The sequence below is a fragment of the Halorubrum tibetense genome (assembly GCF_055396225.1).
In genome coordinates this window covers 1,299,072-1,321,896 of sequence record NZ_AP043742.1, presented here as the reverse complement: position 1 = coordinate 1,321,896, position 22,825 = coordinate 1,299,072, and the positions used below count along the sequence as shown (strand labels likewise).

The 22,825-nt window shown below is 68.3% G+C and carries 22 protein-coding genes and 1 tRNA gene; 15 read left to right on the top strand and 8 right to left on the bottom strand.

The window, feature by feature from the left end; genetic code table 11:
* Positions 1-170 precede the first annotated feature (170 nt).
* Positions 171-884, top strand: coding sequence for a hypothetical protein (locus ACZ5TV_RS06680; protein WP_379782468.1), 714 nt, complete (start codon positions 171-173; stop codon positions 882-884).
* 1 nt (position 885) lies between these two features.
* Here the strand turns inward: ACZ5TV_RS06680 and ACZ5TV_RS06675 are convergent, their stop codons facing one another.
* Together ACZ5TV_RS06675 and ACZ5TV_RS06670 are read right to left on the bottom strand one after the other, a co-directional pair.
* On the bottom strand, positions 886-1,692 hold the full coding sequence (locus ACZ5TV_RS06675; protein ID WP_379782470.1) for a universal stress protein: 807 nt from the start codon (positions 1,690-1,692) through the stop codon (positions 886-888).
* A 1-nt stretch (position 1,693) separates the two neighbouring features.
* Complete coding sequence (locus ACZ5TV_RS06670; protein WP_379782472.1) at positions 1,694-3,088, bottom strand: APC family permease; 1,395 nt, start codon at positions 3,086-3,088, stop codon at positions 1,694-1,696.
* Positions 3,089-3,203: 115 nt separating this feature from the next.
* On the opposite strand from ACZ5TV_RS06670, the gene hisB reads away from it, so the two are divergent.
* A complete protein-coding gene (gene hisB / locus ACZ5TV_RS06665; RefSeq protein ID WP_379782474.1) occupies positions 3,204-3,800 on the top strand; it encodes an imidazoleglycerol-phosphate dehydratase HisB in 597 nt (198 codons plus the stop codon).
* Between the two features lie 326 nt (positions 3,801-4,126).
* On the opposite strand, the gene ACZ5TV_RS06660 is transcribed toward hisB, so the two are convergent.
* Complete coding sequence (locus ACZ5TV_RS06660) at positions 4,127-4,789, bottom strand: RPA family protein (RefSeq protein WP_464384264.1); 663 nt, start codon at positions 4,787-4,789, stop codon at positions 4,127-4,129.
* Position 4,790: 1 nt separating this feature from the next.
* Positions 4,791-5,717 carry a replication factor A gene (locus ACZ5TV_RS06655; RefSeq protein WP_379783003.1) on the bottom strand — a complete coding sequence of 309 codons (927 nt, stop codon included), beginning with the start codon at positions 5,715-5,717 and terminating at the stop codon, positions 4,791-4,793.
* Between the two features lie 416 nt (positions 5,718-6,133).
* Between ACZ5TV_RS06655 and ACZ5TV_RS06650 the strand changes: the two genes are divergently transcribed.
* The 8 genes from ACZ5TV_RS06650 to azf all read left to right on the top strand — a co-directional run bounded on the left by ACZ5TV_RS06650 (position 6,134) and on the right by azf (position 16,103).
* Positions 6,134-6,436: a DUF7091 family protein gene (locus ACZ5TV_RS06650; RefSeq protein ID WP_379783005.1), complete on the top strand. Its 303-nt coding sequence runs from the start codon at positions 6,134-6,136 to the stop codon at positions 6,434-6,436.
* Between the two features lie 123 nt (positions 6,437-6,559).
* A complete protein-coding gene (locus ACZ5TV_RS06645; RefSeq protein WP_464384263.1) occupies positions 6,560-7,744 on the top strand; it encodes a hypothetical protein in 1,185 nt (394 codons plus the stop codon).
* A 152-nt stretch (positions 7,745-7,896) separates the two neighbouring features.
* Entirely contained in the window at positions 7,897-9,861 is a 1,965-nt protein-coding gene (locus ACZ5TV_RS06640; protein WP_379782144.1) for an ABC transporter substrate-binding protein, read from the top strand.
* Positions 9,858-10,733 carry a phosphatase PAP2 family protein gene (locus ACZ5TV_RS06635; RefSeq protein WP_379782142.1) on the top strand — a complete coding sequence of 292 codons (876 nt, stop codon included), beginning with the start codon at positions 9,858-9,860 and terminating at the stop codon, positions 10,731-10,733. The genes ACZ5TV_RS06640 and ACZ5TV_RS06635 overlap by 4 nt, the downstream gene beginning before the upstream one ends.
* 80 nt (positions 10,734-10,813) lie before the next feature.
* Positions 10,814-11,665, top strand: coding sequence for a bifunctional hydroxymethylpyrimidine kinase/phosphomethylpyrimidine kinase (gene thiD / locus ACZ5TV_RS06630; RefSeq protein ID WP_464384262.1), 852 nt, complete (start codon positions 10,814-10,816; stop codon positions 11,663-11,665).
* Positions 11,666-11,921: 256 nt separating this feature from the next.
* A complete protein-coding gene (mutS, locus tag ACZ5TV_RS06625; protein ID WP_464384261.1) occupies positions 11,922-14,741 on the top strand; it encodes a DNA mismatch repair protein MutS in 2,820 nt (939 codons plus the stop codon).
* A gap of 113 nt (positions 14,742-14,854) precedes the next feature.
* Entirely contained in the window at positions 14,855-15,208 is a 354-nt protein-coding gene (locus tag ACZ5TV_RS06620) for a cell division protein SepF (RefSeq protein WP_379783549.1), read from the top strand.
* An 88-nt stretch (positions 15,209-15,296) separates the two neighbouring features.
* Positions 15,297-16,103, top strand: coding sequence for an NAD-dependent glucose-6-phosphate dehydrogenase Azf (gene azf, locus ACZ5TV_RS06615; protein WP_379783551.1), 807 nt, complete (start codon positions 15,297-15,299; stop codon positions 16,101-16,103).
* Between the two features lie 41 nt (positions 16,104-16,144).
* On the opposite strand, the gene ACZ5TV_RS06610 is transcribed toward azf, so the two are convergent.
* From ACZ5TV_RS06610 to ACZ5TV_RS06595, 4 genes are all read right to left on the bottom strand, one after another.
* Complete coding sequence (locus tag ACZ5TV_RS06610) at positions 16,145-16,885, bottom strand: DUF309 domain-containing protein (RefSeq protein ID WP_464384260.1); 741 nt, start codon at positions 16,883-16,885, stop codon at positions 16,145-16,147.
* Between the two features lie 117 nt (positions 16,886-17,002).
* On the bottom strand, positions 17,003-17,296 hold the full coding sequence (locus ACZ5TV_RS06605) for a hypothetical protein (protein WP_379779177.1): 294 nt from the start codon (positions 17,294-17,296) through the stop codon (positions 17,003-17,005).
* A gap of 159 nt (positions 17,297-17,455) precedes the next feature.
* On the bottom strand, positions 17,456-17,719 hold the full coding sequence (locus ACZ5TV_RS06600; protein ID WP_379779175.1) for a hypothetical protein: 264 nt from the start codon (positions 17,717-17,719) through the stop codon (positions 17,456-17,458).
* A gap of 534 nt (positions 17,720-18,253) precedes the next feature.
* Positions 18,254-18,326 (bottom strand) — tRNA-Arg (locus ACZ5TV_RS06595).
* A 171-nt stretch (positions 18,327-18,497) separates the two neighbouring features.
* Here ACZ5TV_RS06595 and ACZ5TV_RS06590 point away from each other — a divergent pair.
* The 5 genes from ACZ5TV_RS06590 (at position 18,498) to ACZ5TV_RS06570 (ending at position 22,777) form a co-directional block, all read left to right on the top strand.
* Positions 18,498-19,052 (top strand): hypothetical protein, encoded by a 555-nt coding sequence (locus tag ACZ5TV_RS06590; RefSeq protein ID WP_379779173.1) that lies wholly within the window; start codon positions 18,498-18,500, stop codon positions 19,050-19,052.
* A 182-nt stretch (positions 19,053-19,234) separates the two neighbouring features.
* Complete coding sequence (locus tag ACZ5TV_RS06585; protein WP_379779171.1) at positions 19,235-20,743, top strand: single-stranded DNA binding protein; 1,509 nt, start codon at positions 19,235-19,237, stop codon at positions 20,741-20,743.
* Positions 20,744-20,927: 184 nt separating this feature from the next.
* Positions 20,928-21,359 carry a histone gene (locus ACZ5TV_RS06580; protein WP_379779169.1) on the top strand — a complete coding sequence of 144 codons (432 nt, stop codon included), beginning with the start codon at positions 20,928-20,930 and terminating at the stop codon, positions 21,357-21,359.
* Entirely contained in the window at positions 21,360-22,364 is a 1,005-nt protein-coding gene (locus tag ACZ5TV_RS06575; protein ID WP_464384259.1) for a histone deacetylase family protein, read from the top strand. It begins immediately after the preceding gene.
* Between the two features lie 62 nt (positions 22,365-22,426).
* Positions 22,427-22,777 carry a hypothetical protein gene (locus tag ACZ5TV_RS06570; protein WP_379779165.1) on the top strand — a complete coding sequence of 117 codons (351 nt, stop codon included), beginning with the start codon at positions 22,427-22,429 and terminating at the stop codon, positions 22,775-22,777.
* The last annotated feature ends 48 nt before the right edge of the window (positions 22,778-22,825 follow it).

Below are 22,825 nucleotides of genomic sequence, written 5' to 3'. Positions count from 1 at the left end.
GCGCGAGCGACAGTCACCTCGCCGTGAACGACGGTTCTTCCGGGGTGAGGTTTAACCGCTCGGGAGCCATAGTATGTGCATAGTTACCGTCTCATGAGGGTCGTCATCGAAGCGAGGTGTCGGTACCCCGTCGGAACCGGAACCCGGCGTTCCACCGGAGGAGCCGGCCAGTGACCGCCGACAGTGCCACCGAACAGCTCGTCCGCGCACACGAGTACACGGACGAACACGGATACGCGACCGCCGAGGTCGTCGCGGAGCCGTACGTCGAGGCGGGACGGATCCGCGTCCCGATCGAGGTGTTGACCACCGGGGAGCGCCACACGGTCGCGTTCGACCCGCCGGCCACGTGGTCCGAGGAGTACCCGATCGTTCGGCTCGTTGAGTCCCTCGGGTACGGTCCCGGTGGTCTCGCGGTGCTCGACGGCGAGCGGTTCCCCGTCGAACTCGACGGGCCACCAGGTGACGCTCCCCCCCAACCGGTGTTCGACACGGCGGAGCAGCAGCCATCGAACCCCACCGTCGCTGGCGCGGAGATACCTGAACTCTCGCGGGAAACCGTCGGCCGTGGCGCGACCGAAACCCTCCGACTGGCCGGCCGCTCGGCGCAGTACGCCGTCGCGGTCGCGACGTTCTTCGCGGTCGTCGCGGTCGGAACGATCGTCGCGGCGACGGTCACGTATGCGACCGTTCTCAGCGGCTTCCTCGCGTTGAGCGCGCTCACCCTCGCCGGCGGATCCGGACCGATCGGAGCGCTGTTGCCGGTTCTCGCGACACTCGTCGCGATCCATGTCGTCGTCTCCCGGCGGATCCGGTCGGGACTCCCGAACGAGAGCGCGGGCGGATCGCGGGGAACTCGCCCGACCCTCGACCGCTATCGGTGAGTCAGTCCGGGCCGTCACCGCCCTCCGCCGCCCGCTCTCGCTGGACGACGAGGACGGGACCGAGGAACCGCTCCGCCACCTGTTTGGAGGGCATCCCAAAGACGAACGTCGTCACCGATCGGTCGGTCTCGCCCATCACCACGGCGTCGTGTTCCCGGCCGTTCCGGGCGATCGCGTCGATCGGCGTCTCCGTCTCCTCGACGAGGATGTCTATTGCGTCGGGGTCCATCCCCCGCTCGACGAGATCGGCCTCAACCCCGTTCAAGAGGGTTTGCGCGTCGTCTGCCTCCTCTTTCGGGCCGAGCACGTGGTACAGCGTCACCTGGATGTCGGTGCCGGCGAACAACCCGGCGATCAGCTGCGTGTTGCGTCCGATCCCGACCGTTCCCCGCACGGCGACGAGCACTGACTCCGGCTTCTCGATGCTGTTCGGCACGAGCACGGCCAGACAGTCGTGTTCGTAGATGATTCGGTCGATCGTCGCCTGCTCCCCATGCGTGAACACGAGCCGGGTTTCGACCGTCGCCCCCGCGGTGGTGAGCCGATCGGCGAACTCGCTGAGCTTCTTCATCGCGGTCTCGCCGAACTGCTCGCGCGCCTGCTCGGCCGCGGTCTGCTCCGGGATCACGTGGTAGCCGAGCAGCACCACGTGTGCGTTCGCGAGGAGCTCGCTCGTCCCGTCGGGCATCGAATCGCCCTCGAGCACTTCGAGGGGGACGAGCACCGTCGGCCGTTCCGCCCCCTCCTGTTGCTCGATACCGTCGTTTTCCGGCTGTTCGTCGGCCGTCGGTGTGTTCGTGTTCGTCATCTCAGAAGTCACCCTTGAGTTCGACGTCGGTCGCGTAGTAGCGGTACCACCCGTATGCGGCGACCATCACGACGATCCCGATCCCGATCGACGCCGGCTGCATGAACGCGATGAGTCCGAAGCTCGCGACCGCCCCGACCCCTGCAACGGCGAACCCGGCCGGACACTCGAAGGAGGGCGTGTACCACTCCGGGCTTTCGCGGCGCAGCTGGATCAGCGCGACGCAGATCAGCCCGTACAACACGAGATGGAGGAACGACGCCACCTCGGCGAGCAGCTCCACCTGCCCGGTCGCCGTGAGCACGACGATCGGGCCGCCGGCGAGCCCCAGCGCCACGTGCGGGGTGCCGTACTTCAGGTTGATCCGGCTCGCCGTTTTCGGGATGATCTCGTCGCTGCTCACCGCGTACACTGCACGAGAGGCGCTCAGTATCGAGGCGTTCGCGCTGGAGAACGTCGCCAACAGCCCGGCGATCACTATGGCGAGCGCGCCGGGGAACCCGATGAACTCGCGAGCGACCTCCACCATCGCCGTTTCGCCGAACTCGCCGAGGCGAGCGCTCCCGAACGCGCTCGTCGCGACGAAGATGGTGACGACGTAGAACACGCCGACGATGATCACGGAGCTGACCATCGCCAGCGGGAGGTTTCGCGACGGCTGTTTGATGTCGCCCGCGACGGTCGCGATCTGTGCGAACCCGAGATAGGAGGTGAACACGAGCGCCGCGGTCTGGAGGACGGGCAGGGCACCGCCGGGCGGGAAGAACCGCTCCGGCGTGCTTTCCGCGCCGAACACCCCGAGCGCGTCCAGACTCCCGTACGAGAGGAACAGCGTGAGAATGGCCAACAGCAGGATCACGATCCCGTTCTGGAGCGAGGCGGTGTTCTCCGTTCCGAACAGGCTGAGCACCGTGAGTCCGATCCCGAACGCCACCCCAAGCGGCACCGCAGGGTTGATCGGGAGCGTGATCCCTGCCTCGAAGAACACCTGTCCGGCGTAGCTGCCGAGCCCGACGAGGTAGAACGCGGACGCGAAGACGAGCCCGAGCCAGAGCCCGAGCCCGACGATCGCACCCGGCCCAGTACCGAGCCCCCGCGAGATGAAAAAGTACCCCCCACCGCTTCGCGGCATCGCGGTGGCGAGCTCCGAGGCCGGCAGCGCGACGAGCAGCGCGATCACCGCCCCGATCGCGAACGAGAGCGACGCCGCAGGGCCGGCGTTTTCGGCCGCGAGCCCCGGGAACACGAAGATCCCCGCGCCGATCATCGTCCCAATACCGATCGCGAGGCCGCCGACAAGCCCGATCGTCCGTTCGAGCTCCCCCTCACCTTCGTCAACGTCGTGTTCGATCGGCGGCTCCGGAGCGCTCTCCGGACCGACATCCTCGGTGCCCATGGTCGCGTGTTCATCTGGCGGGCAAAAATAGCCACCGACGAACGGAGTCGGGTCCCGACCCTCGCCTACAACCTGCCCCCGCAACCCCCTTAAGAGTCCCCCACGAGAACCGTGTATGAGCGATACCGACCGCACCGCCGCGGTCTCCCGTGAGACGGGGGAGACCACGATCGAGCTCACTCTCGCCGTCGACGGCGACGGCGATAGCGAGGTCGACACCGGGATCGGCTTTTACGACCACATGCTCGAATCGTTCGCGAAACACGGCCTCTTCGACCTGACGGTGCGCTGTGACGGCGACACCCACATCGACGACCACCACACCGTCGAGGACGTGGCGATCTGTCTCGGCGAGGCGTTCGACGAGGCGCTCGGCGACAAGCGCGGGATCCGGCGATACGCCGACCGGCGCGTCCCGCTCGACGAGGCAGTCGCGAGCGTCGTCGTCGACGTCGCCGGCCGCCCGTACTACGAGTTCGCCGGCGAGTTCTCTCAGGAGGCAGTCGGGAAGTTCACGAGCGTCATGGCCGATCACTTCGCGCTGTCGCTGGCGATGAACGCCGACCTCACCCTGCACGCCGCGGTCGAACGCGGCGACAACGCCCACCACGAGGTCGAAGCCCTATTTAAGGCTCTCGCGCGTGCCCTCGACGACGCCACCCGACTCGACGATCGGCGGAGCGACACGCCGAGCACGAAAGGCTCCTTATAAGCGTCGTCGCCGGCCCGTTGTAACCGTCGCCGGCGGCCGTTTATAACCGTCGCCGGCGGCTCCGTCGCCGGCTTCCGGGGCGCACGTCCCGCCCCGCTGTCGCGGCTTTCCTTATAAGTGTGGACGGGAGAAGCGCCCCCACCGGCGATCGGCTCCGAAGCCGCCGGTCCCGCCACCGGCTCGTTGGTTATCTGCTCTGTCGCCGTCGTTCCGGTTGAGTTATCTACTACCCATGTCGGGGTCGGGCGGTGAAAAACGGGTGTTCCGGTTCGGGGTCCGGATCCGGCGACGTTCGTCGCTCGGCGGCGTTCAGCGAGCGATGGCGGTCAGATCTCGGCGGCTTCGCCGTCGAGGCGGTCCGCGTCGTCGGCGTCACCGCCGTCGGTGACCTCGTCGCCGCCGGCGAGCTCGTCGCCGGTGCCGTCGGCGAGACCCTCGAGCGCGGACAGGGCCGCGGCCTTGTACGTCTCGGGGTCCGGATCGTACTCTTCGCGCGCCATGCGCGCGTACTCGTTCCCCTCGTCGTCGAAGGCGGCGACGCGTTCGAGCGTCCGCTCGGCGGTCTCGGCGACCCAGCGGTCGCGCACGTCCGCGTCGACCTCGGTGATCGACTCCGGACGGACGGAGACGCGGACCGTCCCGTCGTCCGTCTCGTACGTCCGGGGCTTCCCCACGACTGCGACGTAGGCGGGGGCGTCCAGGTCCCGAAGCTTCGAGGCGGCTTCCGGCTGGTACTGGCCGGCGTAGACGAAGAACGTCCCAGTAGGGTCGACGATGCGGCCCCGCCAGTACTCGCTGTCCTCGCCGACGTCGTCCGTCTCGGTGAGCGTGCCGACGAAGAACACGCGGTTGGCGGACTCGCCCGTCGGCAACAGCGCGTAGACGGGGGCGCGCTCGTCGTCGGACTCCTTGAACGTGTAGCCGGCGTCGTTGAACTCGCTCGCGAACGCGCGCCGGGCGACCTCTCGAGTGGGGGTTGACTGGCTCATTTCAGATCGACCTCGCTTTGATAAGCGCGCTCTCGACGTCCACGGTCCCGGGTTCCTCCATCTCGTCCACGAGGACGTAGCGGCCGAACGTCGGCCCCGTCACGCGGTAGTAGCGGCCGAGGATGTCCTCGGCCATCTCCTCGGCGACGACGGTCGTGTCGAGCGCGTCCATTGCCATGTCTTTGGCCTCCTCCAAGCTCATCCCGGTGAGTTCCTCGGTGGCTTCACGGTCGAAGATCACCTCCGTGACGGTCTCGCCGTCGTCCAACACGCCCTTGATTCGGAGGTCGAACTCGCCCTCGACCTGGCCGTGTTCGGAACACCGACCGTTCTGGAGAACGCGCGTACAGTCCTCCTCGGGGCAGCGCTTGATCAGTCCGGATCCGGACTGGATGTCCACGAGCGCGCCCTCGACGGTGTCGGCGTTGTCGCCGACCTCGATCGTCTCGTCGATCTCGGTGATCCCGGTCGTTCGGTTGAGCTTCACCGAGTAGGAGCCCTCGTACTCGTCGGTGACGACGTTCGTGAGCTCGTACGCCTGCCCTTCCTCCAACTCGGGGAGGTCGGAGGTCTCGAAGGCGACGAACTTGATCGTGCCCGACTCATCGCCCAGCAGGCCGACCTGCGCGATCGAGTCGCTGCGCGGCTCCCAGAGGTCGACGAGCTCCACGCGGAGGTCGACCCACTGCTCGTCCTCGTCGATGTCGTTCACCTGGACTCGCTCGGAGCCGCCGCGGCCGAGCTCGTCGCGCTCCATGCCCGCGTCGTCGAGGTAGCTGTTCGTGACGCTGCGTCGCGCCTCCTCGAGCGGCACGCGGTATTCGTTAACGAGGTTCTCTAGCCGCTCTTCGATCTCGTCGGGACCCACCTCGAGGTGGTCCGAGAACTGTTCCGCTATCGCTTCCGCTTCCTGTCGCAGTTCGCTCATGGGTATCTCGCCTCCGGTCATGTTTCGGTGGGAGGCGTACGGCGGTTGGTTCCTCATCGTATTAAAACGCATGTGACCGCGGTGAAAGTGGAGGGGTGACGGGCGCTCGCGGCGGTTTCGGCAGGTGTCCGGTCTCTGTCTGACGCAGGTCAGCCAGACGCGGGCGGCGTTTCGAGTGGAACGATCACACGTCTCGATCCGACACCTGCTGACACCACCTCGGCCCGATGCCTCGGTGACGCCACGTCGGCTCGATGCCCCGCTGACGCCACGTCGGCTCGATGCCCCGCTGACGCCACGTCGACACACCAGAGACGCTTGCGTCAGGCCCTACGAACGCCTCGTTCACGCGCGGTGCCTCCCGTTGCCGGCCGCGACGCCAACGGACCTATGGTCCGTGCGGTCGAAGGGGGAGTATGGACGACCGTCTCGAACGCGTGATCCGCCAGCAGCTCCGGAAGGCTGGCCGCCAGTTCGAGGAGGCGAAGCGGGCCTACACGGAGGGTCGAGGGGACCCGGAGGGGTCGAACGCGGGAACAGCGCTGTACGACCTCCCGGCCGACGGGGACGGCCGCGCCCGGATCGTCTGCCGGCGACACGCCGAGAAGCGCTCCGTCACGGTCGACGCCGAGGGTCGCCCGGCGTGTTTCGAGTCCGGTCACCCGGACTGTGAAGGGTGTGCGGGGGACGTCCGCGACGGCTACGTGGAGACGTGGTAAGGCGATATTTCGGGCCGTAACGGCCTCTTGACCCACGATACCCGTCTGCCCCGCAAGCCCCCTGCCCCGCAACGGTTCCCTCCCCCGCAACAGGTTTCACGCAGGAGCGCATGCCACCGACCCATGGAACGGAAGACGGTCGCGATCGGCCTCCTCGTCGTCGTCGCCGTCGGCCTCTCGTTGTCCGGGTTCTTCGGCGGGGCGGCCGACGAGCCGGCAGATGCGGAGGTACCGGCGGACTCGCTGATCGAGGTCGACGGCGAGTACGAGCTCTGGCCGTACACGAGCCGCACCGAGTCCGTCGACGGGCGGACGCTCGCGATCAACGTCGTCTTCCACGACGACGGCGACTCGGTTCGCGAGGCGCTCGAGACGGGGCAGGACACCGACTGGGCGGAGACGGACGAGGAGGAAACCGATGCCGACCCCGACCTCGTGCGAGACATCGTCGTCCGCGAGTGGGACGACGCACACGGCTCCGACCGCTACTCGTACTTCGCCGGCCCCGATGGGGGCCAATGGGCCGACGAGTCGTTCGAGCTCCACGACGGCGAGTACCTCGGCTCTCGCGACCACATCCGTGCGTACGAATCCCCAGACGGCGAGTACACCGCGGTCCAGATCCACGAGGAGTACTACGACTGGTTCCGCTTGCGCCACACGGTGCCGGACATCAACGACCCGGCGGTGCGGCTGGAGAACGAGTTCATCGAGAGCGAGCTCGCGAGCGACGTCCGTCGGGAGTACCGGGGCATTCAGGGTGGGCTGAGCGACGGGTGGATCTCGGTGTTCGAGCTCGCGCTCCTGGTTCCCGTCTTCGGGGCGCTCCTCCGGCGGCGGACCCGCGAGGCGGCCGTCGAAACCGCGGGTCGGTTTCGGACCGAAGCCGGGAGACACGCCGAAGCGGCGGTGCTCGGGACCGCGCTCGCGGCGGTGTTCGTCGCGGTCAGAACGGCCGGCGTCGCGCTGGAGCTGACGTACCCGGGGCTCGCGCCGAAGGCCATCGCCGCGCCGCTGTACCTCGTTATCGCGCTCGGCCTGCCGGCCCTCGTGATCGCCGGTGCCGAGCGCTGTGACCCGACGGCGGCGTTCCTCGGGGTCGTCGTCGGGCTCGGTGCCGGATTCGTGCTCGACTTCGCCGCGCTCGGGGTGGCGGTCCCGGCCGACCTGATCGTCCACCGGATCGCGGTCCTCGCCGCCCTCGGCCTCGTCGCCGTCGGCCGAGCCGCGGAGGACCGGCCGGTCCTCGTCGTCGGCCTGCTCGCGTGGGTCGTCGGCCTGGCCCTGCCGCTCTTGGACGTGATCTGACCCGCGGCCTCCGCGAGCCCACGATGTCGCGGATCTCACGTTTCGGACGGTTCACCACCTGCCGATCCGCTCCACGCCGGTTCACGTCGGGTTTCATCCCCGGCGCACCTACCACAGAACTGATATCCCCTGAGAACGGAGTATGCTAAGAAATGAATCGTCCGATACGTCGGCGTGAGGCTCTCGCGGGGATCGGTGCTGCCGCCGCGAGCGCCGGCTGTATCGGACGAGTCCGGAACATCGCGGGCCGGGATCGCTCCTCACAGCTCGTCTTGGAGATCCGCACGACACCCACCGACGAGGACCCGAACGCGATCCGGATCGCCCGGTCGCTCTCGGAGAACCTGAACGCCGTCGGGATCGGTACCCGAGTGAACACGGTCGGCGGCGCCGACCTCCGGCGTGACGTCCTCCTCAATCACGATTTCGACATCTACGTCGGCCAGTACAACGAGGCGACCCCGTTCGACCCGGACGCGCTGTACGGGCTCACACACTCCCGGTTCACCGCCGAGACGGGGTGGCAGAACCCGTTCGGGTTCACCGACTTCGCTGTCGACGACTTACTCGAGTCACAACGGACTGCGAGCCGCGACGACCGTCCGGGGGTCGTCGCGGAGCTCCAGCGGACGCTCTGTGACCTCCAACCGTTCACCGTGGTCGCCTTTCCGGACGCGCTCACTGCGGTCCGATCGGACCGATTCGTGGGGTGGGAGAGGGACCGCCCGACTTCGCTCGCCGGCCTCCTCTCGCTGCGCCGATCGGCGGACGCCGGCGTCGGCAACACGGAAATAGACGACGGCGACGCCGAAACGGACGACGGCGACGCCGAAACAGACGACGGCGACGCCGAAACGGACGACCGCGACGCCGAAACGGACGACCGCGACGACCCAGTGACTCTTCGGCTCGTGACGACCGACGAGCGGATCACCACCAACTGGAACCCGATCGCGGCGGAGTACCGTCGGCACGGTACCTTCACCTCGCTCCTGTACGACCGCCTGATCGAGTTCGACGGCGTCGACCCGATCCCGTGGCTCGCCCGCGACCGAACGTGGGTCGACGAGAGGACGCTCCGGGTCACGCTGCGTGACGCGACCTGGCACGACGGTGAGCCCGTGACCGCTGCCGACGTCGAGTTCACTTACGAGTTCCTCCGTGACACGTCGCTCGGCGGCATCGACACTCCCGTTCCGAGCCCGCAGTACCGCGGCCAGGGGTCGATCGTCGACTCCACGTCGGTGGTCGACGAATCGACGATCGATCTCCGGGTGGGGGACGTTCCCCCTCCCGTCACCCATCGCGCGCTCCACGTGCCCGTCCTCCCCGAACACGTCTGGCGGGAGCGGACCGGGACTGCGACGGTCGCCGGGTTCGAGTTCGACGAGGCGACGACGGAGGCGCTCGTCACCAACAACGAGGAGCCGATCGGTAGCGGCCCGCTCCGCTTCGTCGAGGCGACGCCCGAGGAGTCGGTGACGTTCGAGCGCAACCCCGACCACTTCCTCGCCCGACTCGCTTCGGTGGCGACAGACGACAACGAGACGACGGCGACCGACGACGGCGGCGAGACCGGGGGGACGACCTCCCTCGGCGACGGGATCCCCGACACCTACTGGGGGAACCCGGCGTTCGACCGGCTGGAGATCGAGCGCGTCGGATCGGACATCGTCGCGGTCCAGACGGTCGGTGACGGGTTTGCGGACGCGACGGCCTCCAACCTTGGCCCGGACGCCGTCCCGCGGATCGGCCGCGAGGCGGACGCGACGCTCGTGAGCGAACGGTCCGCCGCGTTCTATCACATCGGCTACAACACCCGCCGCGCGCCCCTGTCGAACTTCCAGTTCCGCGCGATCGTCGCGTCGCTGATCGACAAGGCGGCGCTCGTTGACGACGCGTTCGCCGGTTACGCTCGCCCGGCAACCTCCCCGCTTGGGGCGTCGCCCGACTGGGTTCCCTCGGATCTGCGGTGGGACGACGACCGCGCTCACGACCCGGTCCACCCCTTCTACGGCGAGGACGGCGCGCTCGACGCCGAACAGGCCCGGGAGGCGCTCCGAGAGGCGTCGTATCGCTTCAACGAGGACGGCGAACTGCTGTCCCGGGACCAATGAGCCCCTTCCTGTCGGCGGTCTCCGGGCTGTTGTTGTGGCTGAGCGCGCTGACGCTTATCGCCGGTGTTACCATCATCGGTCCGCGGCGGCTGTACGATGTACCGAGGAACCTCGTTCACTACCTTCAGGAGGCGAAACGGTACGTCGCCGTGCTCGTTGCCGTCATGTTCGTCAGTGCCGTCGGCCGCGCCCCGCTTCAGACGGTATCTGAGCTCATCGGGCTCCGGCTCACGGGATACATCTACGCTTTCGAGGGTGGGTTCGTCGGGTGGGTTCAGACGTTCGCCACCGCCGAGTTGACGCTGTATTTTTCCTGGATGTACGTGTACGGCTACGCGTTTCTGTTGGTATTCCCGTTCATTGCGTACGCGGCGCTCTCCACATCGACGACGCTGAAGCGGCTCATGCTTGCGTACGCGCTAAACTACGGGCTCGGACTCGTCATGTACACCCTCGTTCTCGCGTACGGTCCGCGGAACGTGATGCCCGACCTCGTCACGCCGTTGCTATACACGTTTAATCCGGAGTATCGCGCACTCACCGGGGAAGTGAACGTCCCCACGAACGTGTTCCCCTCGTTACACACCTCGCTGTCGGTGACGGTCGCCGCGTTCGCGGCGCTCACCTACGACGAGTACCGCGCGTGGGCCCCGATCGCCGCGTGGATCGCGGGATCCGTCGTCGTCGCTACGATGTACCTCGGGATCCACTGGGCGGTCGACGTCGTCGCCGGGATCGCGCTCGCGCTCGGGAGCGTGTACCTCTCGTACCGGATCGTCGACGACGCGGGAGAATCGACGGCCGGGCCAACGAACGGGCCCACGGACGGATCCACGGACCCGTCGAGCGATGCGGGGCGTACGGACGACTGACGAGTGATCGTCTCGGAGAGCGGCGGGCCAGCGAGTTCCGACCGCCAGGAGTTATAATCATCCGTGAATACCACTCGATCATGACCGGCGAATACGACCCCGTTTGCCCGCCCGTCGCATTGAGCATCGCCGGCAGCGACAGCGGTGGCGGCGCAGGGATCCAAGCCGATCTGAAAACGATGACGGCACACGGGGTGTTCGGCACCACGGTCGTCGCCGCGACGACCGCCCAGAACAGCCGCGGGGTTCACGACGTCCACCCGATCCCCGCCGCCCACGTCGCGAGCCAGTACGACGCGGTCGTGGACGACTTCCCCGTCGCCGCGGTCAAGACCGGAATGCTCGCGACCGCCGAGATCGTCGAGACGGTTACCGACCGCCTCGCCGGCTTCGACGGACCGATCGTCGTCGACCCCGTAATGGTGGCCGCGACAGGCGATCGGCTCCTGTCCCAGGAAGCGGAGGCCGCGTACGACGACCTCATCGCCGCGGCGACGCTCGTCACGCCGAACGCCGACGAGGCGGCGGTGCTCGTCGACGGCCCGGTCGAGACCACGGCTGACGCGGCGGCCGCCGGGCGCGAGCTGGTCGCTCGCGGTGCTACCGCCGCGCTGGTGAAAGGTGGTCATCTCGACGGGACGGGATCGGAGGGCGACGCTCCCGAGGTCGTCGACACCCTCGTCGTCGCCGACGGTTCCGACGGGGACGACACGCCGACCGTTCACCGGTCGGTTTCCCCCCGCATCGACACGGACGCGACCCACGGCTCCGGCTGTACCCTCTCCAGTGCGATCGCCGCCCGGCTGGCACGCGGCGAGCCTCTCGACGAGGCGGTCACGGCCGCCGTCGATGGGATGAGCGAGGCGATCCGACGCGGCTACGACGTCGGTTCCGGCCCCGGCGCAGTGAACCCCACGACGATGGACGGGTAGGTCCGAGACACCGCATGTGGGTGCTACGATGGCACGCTGCTGGTGCTATGACGGCGGCCCGAGGAGCCCTTCGACACTGCCTCCCTGCAAAACGACACCGGAAACATTGATACACGTGCCGACGCGAGATGTTCCGTCGCGGGTCCGTGTCGCTCGGGTAGGGGCTGTACACGGCCCGCGACGTTTCGGTCTACCGGCCCGTCCTCTGTCCGTGGACCCGTAGGGTTTTACCCGCCGACGGCGGGAGTACGGACGTATGCCAACGGGGATCGTCGGGGAGTTCCTCGAACTCAAGGACGGGACGGACGCTGACCTCCTCGCCATGCAGTGTGGCGACTTCTACGAGTTCTTCGCCGACGACGCGGAAACGGTCGCCGACGAGCTCGACCTCAAGGTGTCGAAGAAGTCCTCACACGGCTCCTCGTATCCGATGGCGGGCGTGCCGCTCTCGGAGCTGACGCCGTACCTGAAAGCGCTCGTCGAACGCGGCTATCGCGTCGCGGTCGCCGACCAATACGAGACCGACGACGGCGGCCACGCGCGGGAAGTGACGCGGGTCGTCACGCCCGGAACCCTCCTCGAGACGAGCGACGCCGACGCCCGGTACCTCGCGACGGTCGTCCGGGCTGGCGACGCGCGTCAGAACGCCCACCCGACCGGTTCGAGCGCGGACGCCACGGACGCGGCCACCGGCTCCGGCGACATCGAGGGCCCGTATGGTGTCGCGTTCGCGGACGTCACCACGGGCCGGTTCCTCGTCACGACGCTCGACGACCTCGGCGACCTCCGTGCGGAGCTGTACCGGTTCGACCCCGCTGAGGTCCTCCCCGGACCGACGGTTCGCAACGACGACGCCGTCCTCGCGGCGGTCCGCGATGACCTGTCGGGGTCCGTCTCCGTCTTCGACGCCGAAGCGTTCGCTCCCGGCCGGGCGGCACACGCGGTCCGCGACCAGTTCGGCGCGGAGACCGTCGACAGCGTCGGGCTCGACTCTGAGCTGGCGGTCCGGGCCGCGGGCGCGGCGCTCGCGTACGTCGCGGAGACGGGCGCGGGCGTGCTCGCGTCGATGACGCGGCTCACCGTCTATCGGCCGACCGACCACGTCGACGTCGACGCGACCACCCAGCGCAACCTCGAACTCACGGAGACGATGCGGGGCGACCGGGAAGGGTCGCTGTTCGACACGCTCGATCACACCGTCACCGCGGCCGGGGGACGGCTCCTCCGCGAGTGGCTCACCCGACCGAAACGCGACCGCGAGGAGCTCTCCCGTCGGCTCGACTCCGTCGATGCGCTCGCGTCGGCGGCGCTCGCGCGCGACCGCCTTCGAGAGACTCTCGACGGCGCGTACGACCTCGAACGGCTCGCCGCGCGCGCCACCAGCGGGAGTGCGGGGCCGCGCGAGCTCGCCTCCGTCCGCGACACGCTCGCGTTGCTCCCGGCGCTCTCGGAGGCGCTGTCGGGGACGCCGCTCGCGGAGTCGCCGGTCGCCGAGACGCTCCACCGCCCCGACCGCGACCGCGCTCGCGACCTCCACGACGAGCTCGCCGCGGCGCTCGACGACGACCCGCCGAACACGAAAACCGAGGGCGGGATCCTCCGCCGTGGGTACGATCCGGAGCTCGACGACCTGATCGAACGCCACGAGACGGCGATCGAGTGGATCGACTCCCTCGCTGAGCGCGAGAAGCGCCGACACGGGCTCTCACACGTCACGGTCGACCGGAACAAGACCGACGGCTACTACATCCAGGTCGGGAAGTCCGTCGCCGACCAGGTGCCGGAGCAGTACCGCGAGATCAAGACGCTGAAGAACTCCAAGCGGTTCGTCACCGACGAGCTCGCCGAGCGGGGACGCGAGATCCTTCGGATCGAGGAGGCCCGCGGCGACCTGGAGTACGAGCTGTTCGAGGAGCTCCGGGAGACGGTCGCCGCCACGGCCGAACTCCTCCAGGACGTCGGACGGGCGTTCGCCGAGATCGACGCGCTGGCGTCGCTCGCGACTCATGCCGCCGGCAACGACTGGACCCGTCCGACGCTCGCGGAGCCCGGGACGCTCTCGATCGAGGCCGGACGACACCCGGTCGTCGAGCGGACGACCGACTTCGTCCCCAACGACCTCCGGCTGGACGAGGAGCGCGGCTTCCTGATCGTCACCGGCCCGAACATGAGCGGGAAGTCGACGTACATGCGACAGGCGGCGCTGATCCAACTGCTCGCACAGGCGGGTTCGTTCGTTCCCGCCCGCTCCGCGGAGGTCGGCGTCGTCGACGGGATCTACACCCGAGTCGGGGCGCTCGACGAGCTCGCACAGGGTCGGTCGACGTTCATGGTGGAGATGCAGGAGCTGTCGAACATCCTCCACTCCGCCACCGAGGAGTCGCTCGTGATCCTGGACGAGGTGGGTCGCGGGACGGCTACCTACGACGGCATCTCCCTCGCGTGGGCGGCGACGGAGTACCTCCACAACGAGGTACGCGCACGAACCCTCTTCGCGACGCACTACCATGAGCTGACGACGCTCGCCGACCACCTCCCACGCGTGGAGAACGTTCACGTCGCGGTCGACGAGCGGGGCGGCGACGTGACCTTTCTCCGAACGGTCCGGGAGGGGCCCACGGACCGGTCCTACGGCGTCCACGTCGCGGACCTCGCTGGTGTGCCGGAGCCGGTCGTCGCCCGCGCGGGCGACGTGCTCAACCGCCTCCGTGAGGAGAAGGCGATCGAGGCGAAAGGCGGGTCGGCCGCGGGGGGTACCGGGACCACTCAGGCCGTCTTCGACCTCTCGTCGGGGTCGTTCGCGGACGGGGCGGACGGGGCGGACGCGAACGGGGCGGACGCGAACGGGACGAGCGCGACGGGAGTCGGGAGCGGCGAGCATGCCACGGACGAGGGCGACACCGGCAGTGTGGGCGAACCGAGGGCTGCGAGCGAACCGAGGACCGCCGACGAGCAGCCGGCCCCCAACCCCGAAACCCGCGCAGTGATCGAGGAGCTGACCGACGTCGACCTCGCGGAGACCGCCCCGATCGAACTGCTCTCGCGGGTACAGGAGTGGCAGGAGCGGTTGGAGTAGCCGGTCGACACGATCCGATTAGGCCCGCGCCCTCCCGAACGCCCTCCGACGAACGCCCGGATGCGGCCGTGTCTGACGTAAGAACTAATGTGTGAGCTCCCCGTGTGTGTGCCATGGGAATCATGACGAAGATCCTCGGCGGGGGCGGCAACCGATCCGTCGACGATTACGTCGAACTCGAGATGGACGACTTCGCCGAGGCGAGCACGGGAGCGGGGATGCAGGTACACATCGCGGAGATCGGCGACCAGAGCGACGTCATTCCGATCAAGGACGCGGTTTACGACGGCGATCTCGTCATCGCAGACATTACGCGCCACTCGACCTCGGACCGAACGGTCGAGCACATCATCGACGAGCTGCGTCAGGTGGCCGAGGAAGTCGACGGCGACATCGTCCAGAAGGGTGACGACCAGCTCGTCGTCGTGCCCACGGGCGTTTCGATATCCAGACAGAAACTCTCCTGATCCGGTCACTCTCGCCTCGTAGGCGGCTCCTCCGGCTGTTTCGCCGAACCGTGTCATATATGCCCTCCTCACGCCCACGTTAGGGTGAATGGACGAGCCGGTACTGCTTACTGGCGCCGGTGGGCGCGTCGGGCAGGCCATCCTGAACGGCATCGGCGACGCGTACGACTGGCGCCTGCTGGACAGGGAGCCGCTGCCGGCCGCGAAAGTGCCTGACGCGGTCCCCGACGCCGACCGCTACGTGGCGGACATCACCGACGAGCGGGCGGTTCGCGACGCGATGCGCGGCGTCGGCTCCGTTATCCATCTGGCGGGAGACCCGCGGAAGACCGCGCCGTGGGACTCCGTCCTCCGGAACAACATCGACGGCACTCAAGTCGTGATGCGTGTCGCCGCCGAGGAGGGCGTCGAACGCTTCGCGTTCGCCTCCTCGAACCACGCCGTCGGCGGCTACGAGACCGACGACCGTACTCCCGATCTGTACCGTACCGACGACGACTATCGCCTCGACGGGACGGAGCTCCCCCGGCCCGGTAACCTCTACGGCGTCTCCAAGGCGACCGGCGAGGCACTCGGGCGGTTGTACCACGACGAATACGGAATGAGCGTCGTCTGCGTCCGGATCGGTAACCTCACCAAGGACCACCCGCCCCGGGAGTACGAGCGCGGCCAAGCGATGTGGCTCTCCCACCGGGACTGCGCGCACCTGTTCGACCGGTGTCTCAACGCCGACTACGGCTTCGAGATCGTGTACGGGATCTCGAACAACGACCGCCGGTACTACTCGATCGAACGGGCCCGCGACGTGCTCGGTTACGATCCACAGGATAACTCCGCCGACTACACGTTCGAGGGCGAACCGAAGGTCGAGGACCCGCCCGCGGACGAGTCGTAGGGCTAGGCGGGGTTCCGCTCACTCGAACCTGACCCTTCCGCTCACTCGAACAGTCCGTCGACGTCCCGCCGCTGCCGCTCGGCCCGGTCGACGTGGTCCGCGAGCCTGGCGACGACCTGCGGGCGCGCGTCCGGCTCACGAAGGAACGCGAACACCAGCTCGGTGACCGCCGTCCGTCCCGTTCCGTACTCTTCACGCGCGAGCTCGGCCGCCGCCGACACGACAGACTCGTCGGTCGAGGTCACCGTCTCCGCCACGACTGGCGCGGCGACCGTCGCCGCCGCCAACCCCACGTCGTCGAAGCCGACGGCGACCCCGTCGATCCGGAGCGTCGGTCGCCCTGCGCGCTCGATAGTCTCCGGATCGGCCGCGAGCCGCCCACACCAGTCGCGGACGGGGTCGAGCGCGAGGCCGCGACACGACGATCCGAGCGGTGTCAGGTACGTGACCCCGTTGTCGGCACAGCCGACCGCCCCCGCCCAGTTCCGCGTCGTGGCGTGGTGTGTCGCCGCCGCCGTCGCGATCAACCCGTGGAGGAGCGGCTCGTCGGCCCCCTCGACGCTCGCGTCGAGCGGGAGCCACGCCGCCTCCCACGGGTCGTGTGCGGCGAGTACGAACCCCTCGTTGAACAGGGCTACGCCCGCTTCGAGCGCGACCGCGACGTCCGACGGATCGCCGAGCACGCCCGCGCTCCCGGTCGGGGCGTGACCGGCGCCGTCGTCGTCGCCGTCGCCGTCACTGCCGTCGCTGCCGTCGTCGCCGTCGCCGGCGTCGTCGATCATACCGTCCGGTCGACGACGGTGATATATAAGCGGTGAGGGCCGTCGAAGATGACCGGTTCGACCGAGCGTCCCGTTGTTCGAACGGAGTGCGATCGGCGGGTCGTTGCGTCAGCGGGGCTATCGCGGCGCGGTCCCGGAACGCTCCCGGTCGGCGGGCGGCTCCCGATCCGGAACCATCCGGGCGAGGACCTCGGGACGTCGCCGTTGGAGGGCCGCGCCGGCGACCGCGCCCGAGAAGGTCGCCAGCACGAACGCGGCGGCCAGCGGATACAACGCGACGGCGAGGGCAGTAACGGGGAGTGCCCCCAGTATCGCGATGGATCGCCAGGTGAGATCGCGGGGGATCGGCTGGGGACCGACGTAGGCCCCCCGGTGGGTCGTGAGTCGTGAATGCGGTCGTGATCGTGACATCGTTTCGTGGTCGGTGTCCTCTCGGCGCGAGTCCCTCGCGCCGTGGTTGCTGCTCGTTCGTCGGTCGGTTCGTTGTTGATTCGTCGTCGATTCCTCGTTCGCTCGCCGTCGTCGGCCGCATTTGCGCCGCCGAACGGATCGTGCGGACCGTATCCGCGGTCACGCCGGACGTGCTTCGTGGACGCCGACGATCCCGGTGAGATCCGAGAGCGTCGCGTCCGGTGCGAGCCGGACCGAGGCCTCGACCTCCACCATGAGGTCGTTGAGGCGGGGCTGGAGTCCGACGACATCGACGTCGAGGACCTCGATGTCGTCGTGGCGGGCGAGTCTGGATCGGACACCGGCGTGGAGGTCGCCCGCGGCGTCGCGAGGGACCTCCAACCGGAGCGCGACGTCGGTCGCGCGGCAGGTCATGGCTGCCATACGGACCCGGGAGGGAGTCGATTCCTCACCCGAGGCTCTGCCGCTTGAGCTACCGGGTCTGTGTCGAGGGACACGGGGGAGAGAAAGACGCGCTCGCTCCGACGGGCGGCCGCTCCCGCCCCCGCGTCCGGGTTACGCGGTGACGGTGTCGGTACGAGCGACGACCGTCCCGCGGATCCGAGCCCCGAGACTCTTCCAACCGGCGAGCATCGGGGTGGAGATGGGGACGGTCATGGGTGTCTGCTCGGCGGGTGTCCCGCCGAAGCGTATCCCCACAGATTCGTGTGTTCGACTTAATATTTTCTTGGTTATGTGTCGCAATGACAGACATCGAGTGCTGCCTCTCGCTTCCCCGCCGAGATACCGCTCCCGACTCTCCGCGGAGTTTTCGGACACACGGACGGCTCGCTGTGCTCGCCGTGTTGTGTGTCCGAAAACGTCCTGACGGAGTCCCACGCGAGCGGAGCGAGCGTGGGGCACGTCAGGTCGCGAACGCAGCGGCCGTCGAACGAAGTGAGACGGCCGCAAAGTGAGCGTCCTGACGGAGATTTGAACTCCGGTCCCTGGCTCCGCAAGCCAAGAGGATAGTCCACTACCCTACCAGGACTCGATTACATCTATCGCCGAGGTACTTAAGACGGTTACGGTCCGGCGGCCCCGTGTTCGGTGCTCCCATGGCGGCCCTCGTCGGTAGTTCGCCCCCCGCGAAACCGTCGGTACGGGCCGTGCAACGGTGTCTCCCTGGCTATTTATATACTCTTGCCCCGTCGTGAGAGGTATGTACCGCCGGAGTCTCCTCGCCACGACCGCCGCGGCCGCGGCCGCCGCCGTCGCCGCCGCCGGCTGTGTCGACGGCTCCGATGCCGGTGAGTCGGGGGACGATGGCCCCGACTCGGGATCCCCGAGCTCCGACTCTGCGAGCTCAGGCAGTTCCGACTCCAGCGGTTCCAACTCCACCGCGTCCGTTGTCGAGGTTGCGACGGAGCCGGAGCCCGAACACGTCGAGATCGACGAGGCGGACGCCGAGACAGTGGGCGAGGCCGTGATCGAGTTCACGAGCGACGCCGTCCACGTCGACGGGACGGTTCTCGGCGAGACGGGCTGTCACGGTGTCGCGCTCGCGGACGCAACCGTCACCGACGACCGGTTCCGTGTGGTCGTCGCCGCCGTCGACGACTCGGATCCCGAGGAGCTGTGTACGCAGGCGCTGACGGAAGTGGGCTACGCGGTCGATGCGGCTTTCGTCGACGGTGTCCCGGGATCGGTGACCGTCGTCCACGACGACGCCGATGGCCACGCGGTCGTCGCCACCGACTCCCCCGACGACGTGTGACTTGCGGGGGGCCAACGTTGTTCAAACGACGACTGAACGTTTTTGTACCGAACCGCCACCAACTCCCGTATGGCGAGGGAACTCACCGCGTCGCGAGCGGGACGGATCCGTCCCGCTGACGGCGCAAAAACGGCGCAAGGACAACGCTTATCCGCGAAGTCGACCACCCACGAGGTACGCGTATGGGAGCTATAGAGGACGTCTACGAGGACCTCGACACCGACGTCGAGTTCGAGGAGTTCGCGGCGGCAGTCGAGGATAAAGTCGAGCAGATGGGTGGCCTCGCCGACGAGGAGACGGCGGCGATGCTCATCGCCCACGAGCTGCGCGATGAGGAGGCGGACACCATCGCCGACATCGAACCCGGGATGAACGAGGTGAAGTTCATGGGAAAGGTGACCTCCATCGGCGAGGTCCGGACGTTCGAACGCGATGGCGAGGACGGCGAGGGACGGGTGTGTAACGTCGATGTCGCGGACGCCTCTGGTTCCGTTCGAGTCGCTCTTTGGGACGAAATGGCGGTCGGTGCTGAGGAGGAGCTGGAGGTCGGCGACGTCCTCCGGGTCATGGGTCGGCCCAAGGAGGGGTACAGCGGGCTCGAAGTGAGCGCGAACAAAGTCGAGACGGACGACGACGCCGAGGTCGATGTGCAGGTGCTCGACACCTACCGCGTGGAGGACCTGTCGCTCGGCGCGTCCGACGTCGATCTCGTCGGAAAAGTGCTTGACACCGACGCGGTCCGGACCTTCTCGCGCGACGACGGTTCCGAGGGTCAGGTGTCGAACCTCACCGTCGGCGACGAAACCGGCCGTGTCCGGGTCACCATGTGGGACGACAAAGCCGAGCTCGCCGAGGAGTTCGCGGCCGGCGAAGTCGTTGAGGTCGGCGACGGCTACGTCCGCGAGCGCGACGGCGACCTCGAGCTCCACGTCGGCGACCGTGGCACCGTCGAGCGCGTCGACGAGGACGTCGAGTACGTCCCGGAGACCACCGATATCGACGACGTGGAGATCGGAGAGACGGTCGACATCGCCGGTGGGGTCATCGAGACCGACCCCACGCGGACGTTCGACCGCGACGACGGTTCCGAGGGGCAGGTCCGCAACGTCCGTATCAAGGACGACACCGGAGAGATACGAGTAGCGTTGTGGGGTGATAAAGCGGACAAAGCGATCGACCTCGCCGACCGCGTCGTGTTCACCGACGTCGAGATCCAGGACGGCTGGCAGGACGACCTCGAGGCCTCCGCTAACTGGCGATCGACGGTGTCCGTCCTTGACGACACCCCGGGAGACGCGAGCGGGACGACCCCCGACGCCGCCGACACCGCTGGAACCGACGACTCCGACGGGACGGGCCTCGATGCCTTCGCCGGCGACGCCGATGCGTCCGGAGCCGGCACGTCCGGAGCCGACGCGGCCGGAAGCGATCCGGATGCGACGCCCGGTACTGGAAGCGGAAGCGCCGGAGAGGGCGCGTCGGGCTCCGCGGCGGCGGTGACGGCCGACTCCAGCGCAACCGAGTCCGTGGAGTTCACTGGGACCGTCGTCCAGACGGGTGACCCGGTCGTCCTCGACGACGGGCAGCGGACGAAACGCGTCGAGACGGACGCGAGCCTCCGTCTCGGCGAGGAGATCACGGTCCGCGGCCCGGAGCGGAACGGCGCGATACACGCGGAAGACGTGTTTTAACCTGCGGGCGTCGGCTCCGCAACCACACCGGGGGGTTCCCCCCCATCACTACCGGTCGTTCCGCCGTCCCGCCCTTGCTCTCGTCCGCCACGGAACGAACCCCTGAAGTGCCACGAGCCACCCGTTCGACCCCGCAAACGCGGTAACGGAAAGCGTTATACCCTGGACGGACGCGTCTGTGTGTATGAGTGTCGAGTTGCCGTTCGCGCCCGTCGACGCGATCATCCGGCGGAACGCCGGCGAGCTTCGCGTCAGCGCCGACGCGGCCGAGGAGCTCGCTCGGCGGATCCAGTCGCACGGGGCGGAGCTGGCGATCGACGCGGCCGAGCGTGCAACCGATGACGGCCGCAAGACCCTGATGGCGTCGGACTTCGGCGTTGAACAGGTGATCCCACGCGAGGAGCTTTCCTTGCCGGTCGCCCCCATCGACCGGATCGCGCGACTACGTATCAACGACCGATATCGGATCGGCGTCGACGCGCGGATCGCGCTGGCCGACATCCTCGAGGACTACGCCGACAACGTCGCGAGCGCCGCCGCGACGCTCGCCCGACACGCGGATCGACGCACCGTACAGGCCGAGGACATCGAGACGTACTTCGCGCTGTTCGAGTAGATGCGCTTCGGCTACAGCGAACGGTGTCTGGCCCACGACACGGGCGACCGCCATCCCGAGAACCCGGACCGGCTCCGGGCGATCCGTCGCGGGCTCGCCAAGCGGCACGGCGTCGAGTACACCGAGGCCGACCCCGCGAGTCGTGCGGCCGTCACCGCCGTCCACGACGAGGGATACGTCGACGAGCTGGAGTCGTTCTGTGCGGACGGCGGCGGCAACTGGGACCCTGACACGGTCGCTGGCGAGGAGACGTGGGACGCCGCGCTGATGTCCGCCGGGCTCGCCCAGTGGGCGGCCGAAACCGCACTCGCTGGCGAGAACGGCCGCCGGACCCCGTTCTCCATCGGTCGCCCCCCCGGACACCACGCCGTTCCGGACGACGCGATGGGGTTCTGCTTTTTCAACAACGCGGCCGTCGCGGCGCAGTCGGTCATCGACGACGGGTTAGCGGATAGCGTCGCGATCTTCGACTGGGACGTACACCACGGCAACGGAACGCAGGACGTCTTCTACGACCGGGGCGACGTGTTCTACGCGTCGATCCACGAGGAGGGGCTGTATCCCGACACGGGCGACCTGCTGGAGACCGGGCAGGGGAGTGGCGAAGGGACGACCGCCAACCTCCCGCTCGCGGCCGGTGCCGGTGACGCAGACTACCGATACGCGGTCGAGGAGGCGATCGCACCCGCTATCGAACGCTTCGACCCGGACCTGCTCGTCGTCTCCGCCGGCTTCGACGCGCACCGACACGACCCGATCTCGCGGATGCGCGTCTCCTCCGAGGGGTACGCTCTGTTGACCGACCGGATGCGTGCGCTCGTCGACCGCCTCGACGCCGCCGCAGCGTACGTCCTCGAGGGAGGCTACGGGCTCGACACGCTCGCCGAAGGGGTGTCGATGGTCCACGAGACGTACGACGGCCGCTCCCCCGTCGTCGATGACGCCGAACCGGACGAACGGACCGAACAGCTGGTGGCGGAGCTCCGGACCGCGCTCGACCTCTGATCGATACTCGACGAGTCGAGTATGGGAGTAACACACAAGATAGTGGAGTCCGATCGACACGTATGCCCAGCAAACGGCTGTTCGGTACCGGTAGCGGACGAACCGCTCGTAGCGTAGCCACGACCGGCGCGTCCATCGGTGCGTCGATCGGCTCCCGTTTCGGTCCGGTCGGGGCAGGCGTCGCATCGGGGTTCGGCGGTGCGGTCGGCTATCTGATCGGGTCGAGTCTCGATGGCGTTACGCCGATACCCGACGGGGGACATCCCGTGAGTGCCGACGGGGGGCGCCCCGTGAACGACGATGGAGAACGCCCCGTGAGCGCGGACCGACGCGTCCCGACCTCCGACTCTACCGACCGGCGACGGGTGCCGGAATCGGAGCGCCCGGTGTCGATCGAGGTCGTCGAAGAATAGGCGACGAGCGGCACGTCCCGCTCGCCGGTTGGTGGCGACAGAATACAC

Bases quoted from the DNA above. Each gene is read 5' to 3' on its own strand.
- ACZ5TV_RS06675 (WP_379782470.1), bottom strand. From the start codon at position 1,692: ATGACGAACACGAACACACCGACGGCCGACGAACAGCCGGAAAACGAC.
- ACZ5TV_RS06670 (WP_379782472.1), bottom strand. From the start codon at position 3,088: ATGGGCACCGAGGATGTCGGTCCGGAGAGCGCTCCGGAGCCGCCGATC.
- hisB (WP_379782474.1), top strand. From the start codon at position 3,204: ATGAGCGATACCGACCGCACCGCCGCGGTCTCCCGTGAGACGGGGGAG.
- ACZ5TV_RS06660 (WP_464384264.1), bottom strand. From the start codon at position 4,789: ATGAGCCAGTCAACCCCCACTCGAGAGGTCGCCCGGCGCGCGTTCGCG.
- ACZ5TV_RS06655 (WP_379783003.1), bottom strand. From the start codon at position 5,717: ATGAGCGAACTGCGACAGGAAGCGGAAGCGATAGCGGAACAGTTCTCG.
- ACZ5TV_RS06650 (WP_379783005.1), top strand. From the start codon at position 6,134: ATGGACGACCGTCTCGAACGCGTGATCCGCCAGCAGCTCCGGAAGGCT.
- ACZ5TV_RS06645 (WP_464384263.1), top strand. From the start codon at position 6,560: ATGGAACGGAAGACGGTCGCGATCGGCCTCCTCGTCGTCGTCGCCGTC.
- ACZ5TV_RS06640 (WP_379782144.1), top strand. From the start codon at position 7,897: ATGAATCGTCCGATACGTCGGCGTGAGGCTCTCGCGGGGATCGGTGCT.
- ACZ5TV_RS06635 (WP_379782142.1), top strand. From the start codon at position 9,858: ATGAGCCCCTTCCTGTCGGCGGTCTCCGGGCTGTTGTTGTGGCTGAGC.
- thiD (WP_464384262.1), top strand. From the start codon at position 10,814: ATGACCGGCGAATACGACCCCGTTTGCCCGCCCGTCGCATTGAGCATC.
- mutS (WP_464384261.1), top strand. From the start codon at position 11,922: ATGCCAACGGGGATCGTCGGGGAGTTCCTCGAACTCAAGGACGGGACG.
- ACZ5TV_RS06620 (WP_379783549.1), top strand. From the start codon at position 14,855: ATGGGAATCATGACGAAGATCCTCGGCGGGGGCGGCAACCGATCCGTC.
- azf (WP_379783551.1), top strand. From the start codon at position 15,297: ATGGACGAGCCGGTACTGCTTACTGGCGCCGGTGGGCGCGTCGGGCAG.
- ACZ5TV_RS06610 (WP_464384260.1), bottom strand. From the start codon at position 16,885: ATGATCGACGACGCCGGCGACGGCGACGACGGCAGCGACGGCAGTGAC.
- ACZ5TV_RS06605 (WP_379779177.1), bottom strand. From the start codon at position 17,296: ATGTCACGATCACGACCGCATTCACGACTCACGACCCACCGGGGGGCC.
- ACZ5TV_RS06600 (WP_379779175.1), bottom strand. From the start codon at position 17,719: ATGGCAGCCATGACCTGCCGCGCGACCGACGTCGCGCTCCGGTTGGAG.
- ACZ5TV_RS06590 (WP_379779173.1), top strand. From the start codon at position 18,498: ATGTACCGCCGGAGTCTCCTCGCCACGACCGCCGCGGCCGCGGCCGCC.
- ACZ5TV_RS06585 (WP_379779171.1), top strand. From the start codon at position 19,235: ATGGGAGCTATAGAGGACGTCTACGAGGACCTCGACACCGACGTCGAG.
- ACZ5TV_RS06580 (WP_379779169.1), top strand. From the start codon at position 20,928: ATGAGTGTCGAGTTGCCGTTCGCGCCCGTCGACGCGATCATCCGGCGG.
- ACZ5TV_RS06575 (WP_464384259.1), top strand. From the start codon at position 21,360: ATGCGCTTCGGCTACAGCGAACGGTGTCTGGCCCACGACACGGGCGAC.
- ACZ5TV_RS06570 (WP_379779165.1), top strand. From the start codon at position 22,427: ATGCCCAGCAAACGGCTGTTCGGTACCGGTAGCGGACGAACCGCTCGT.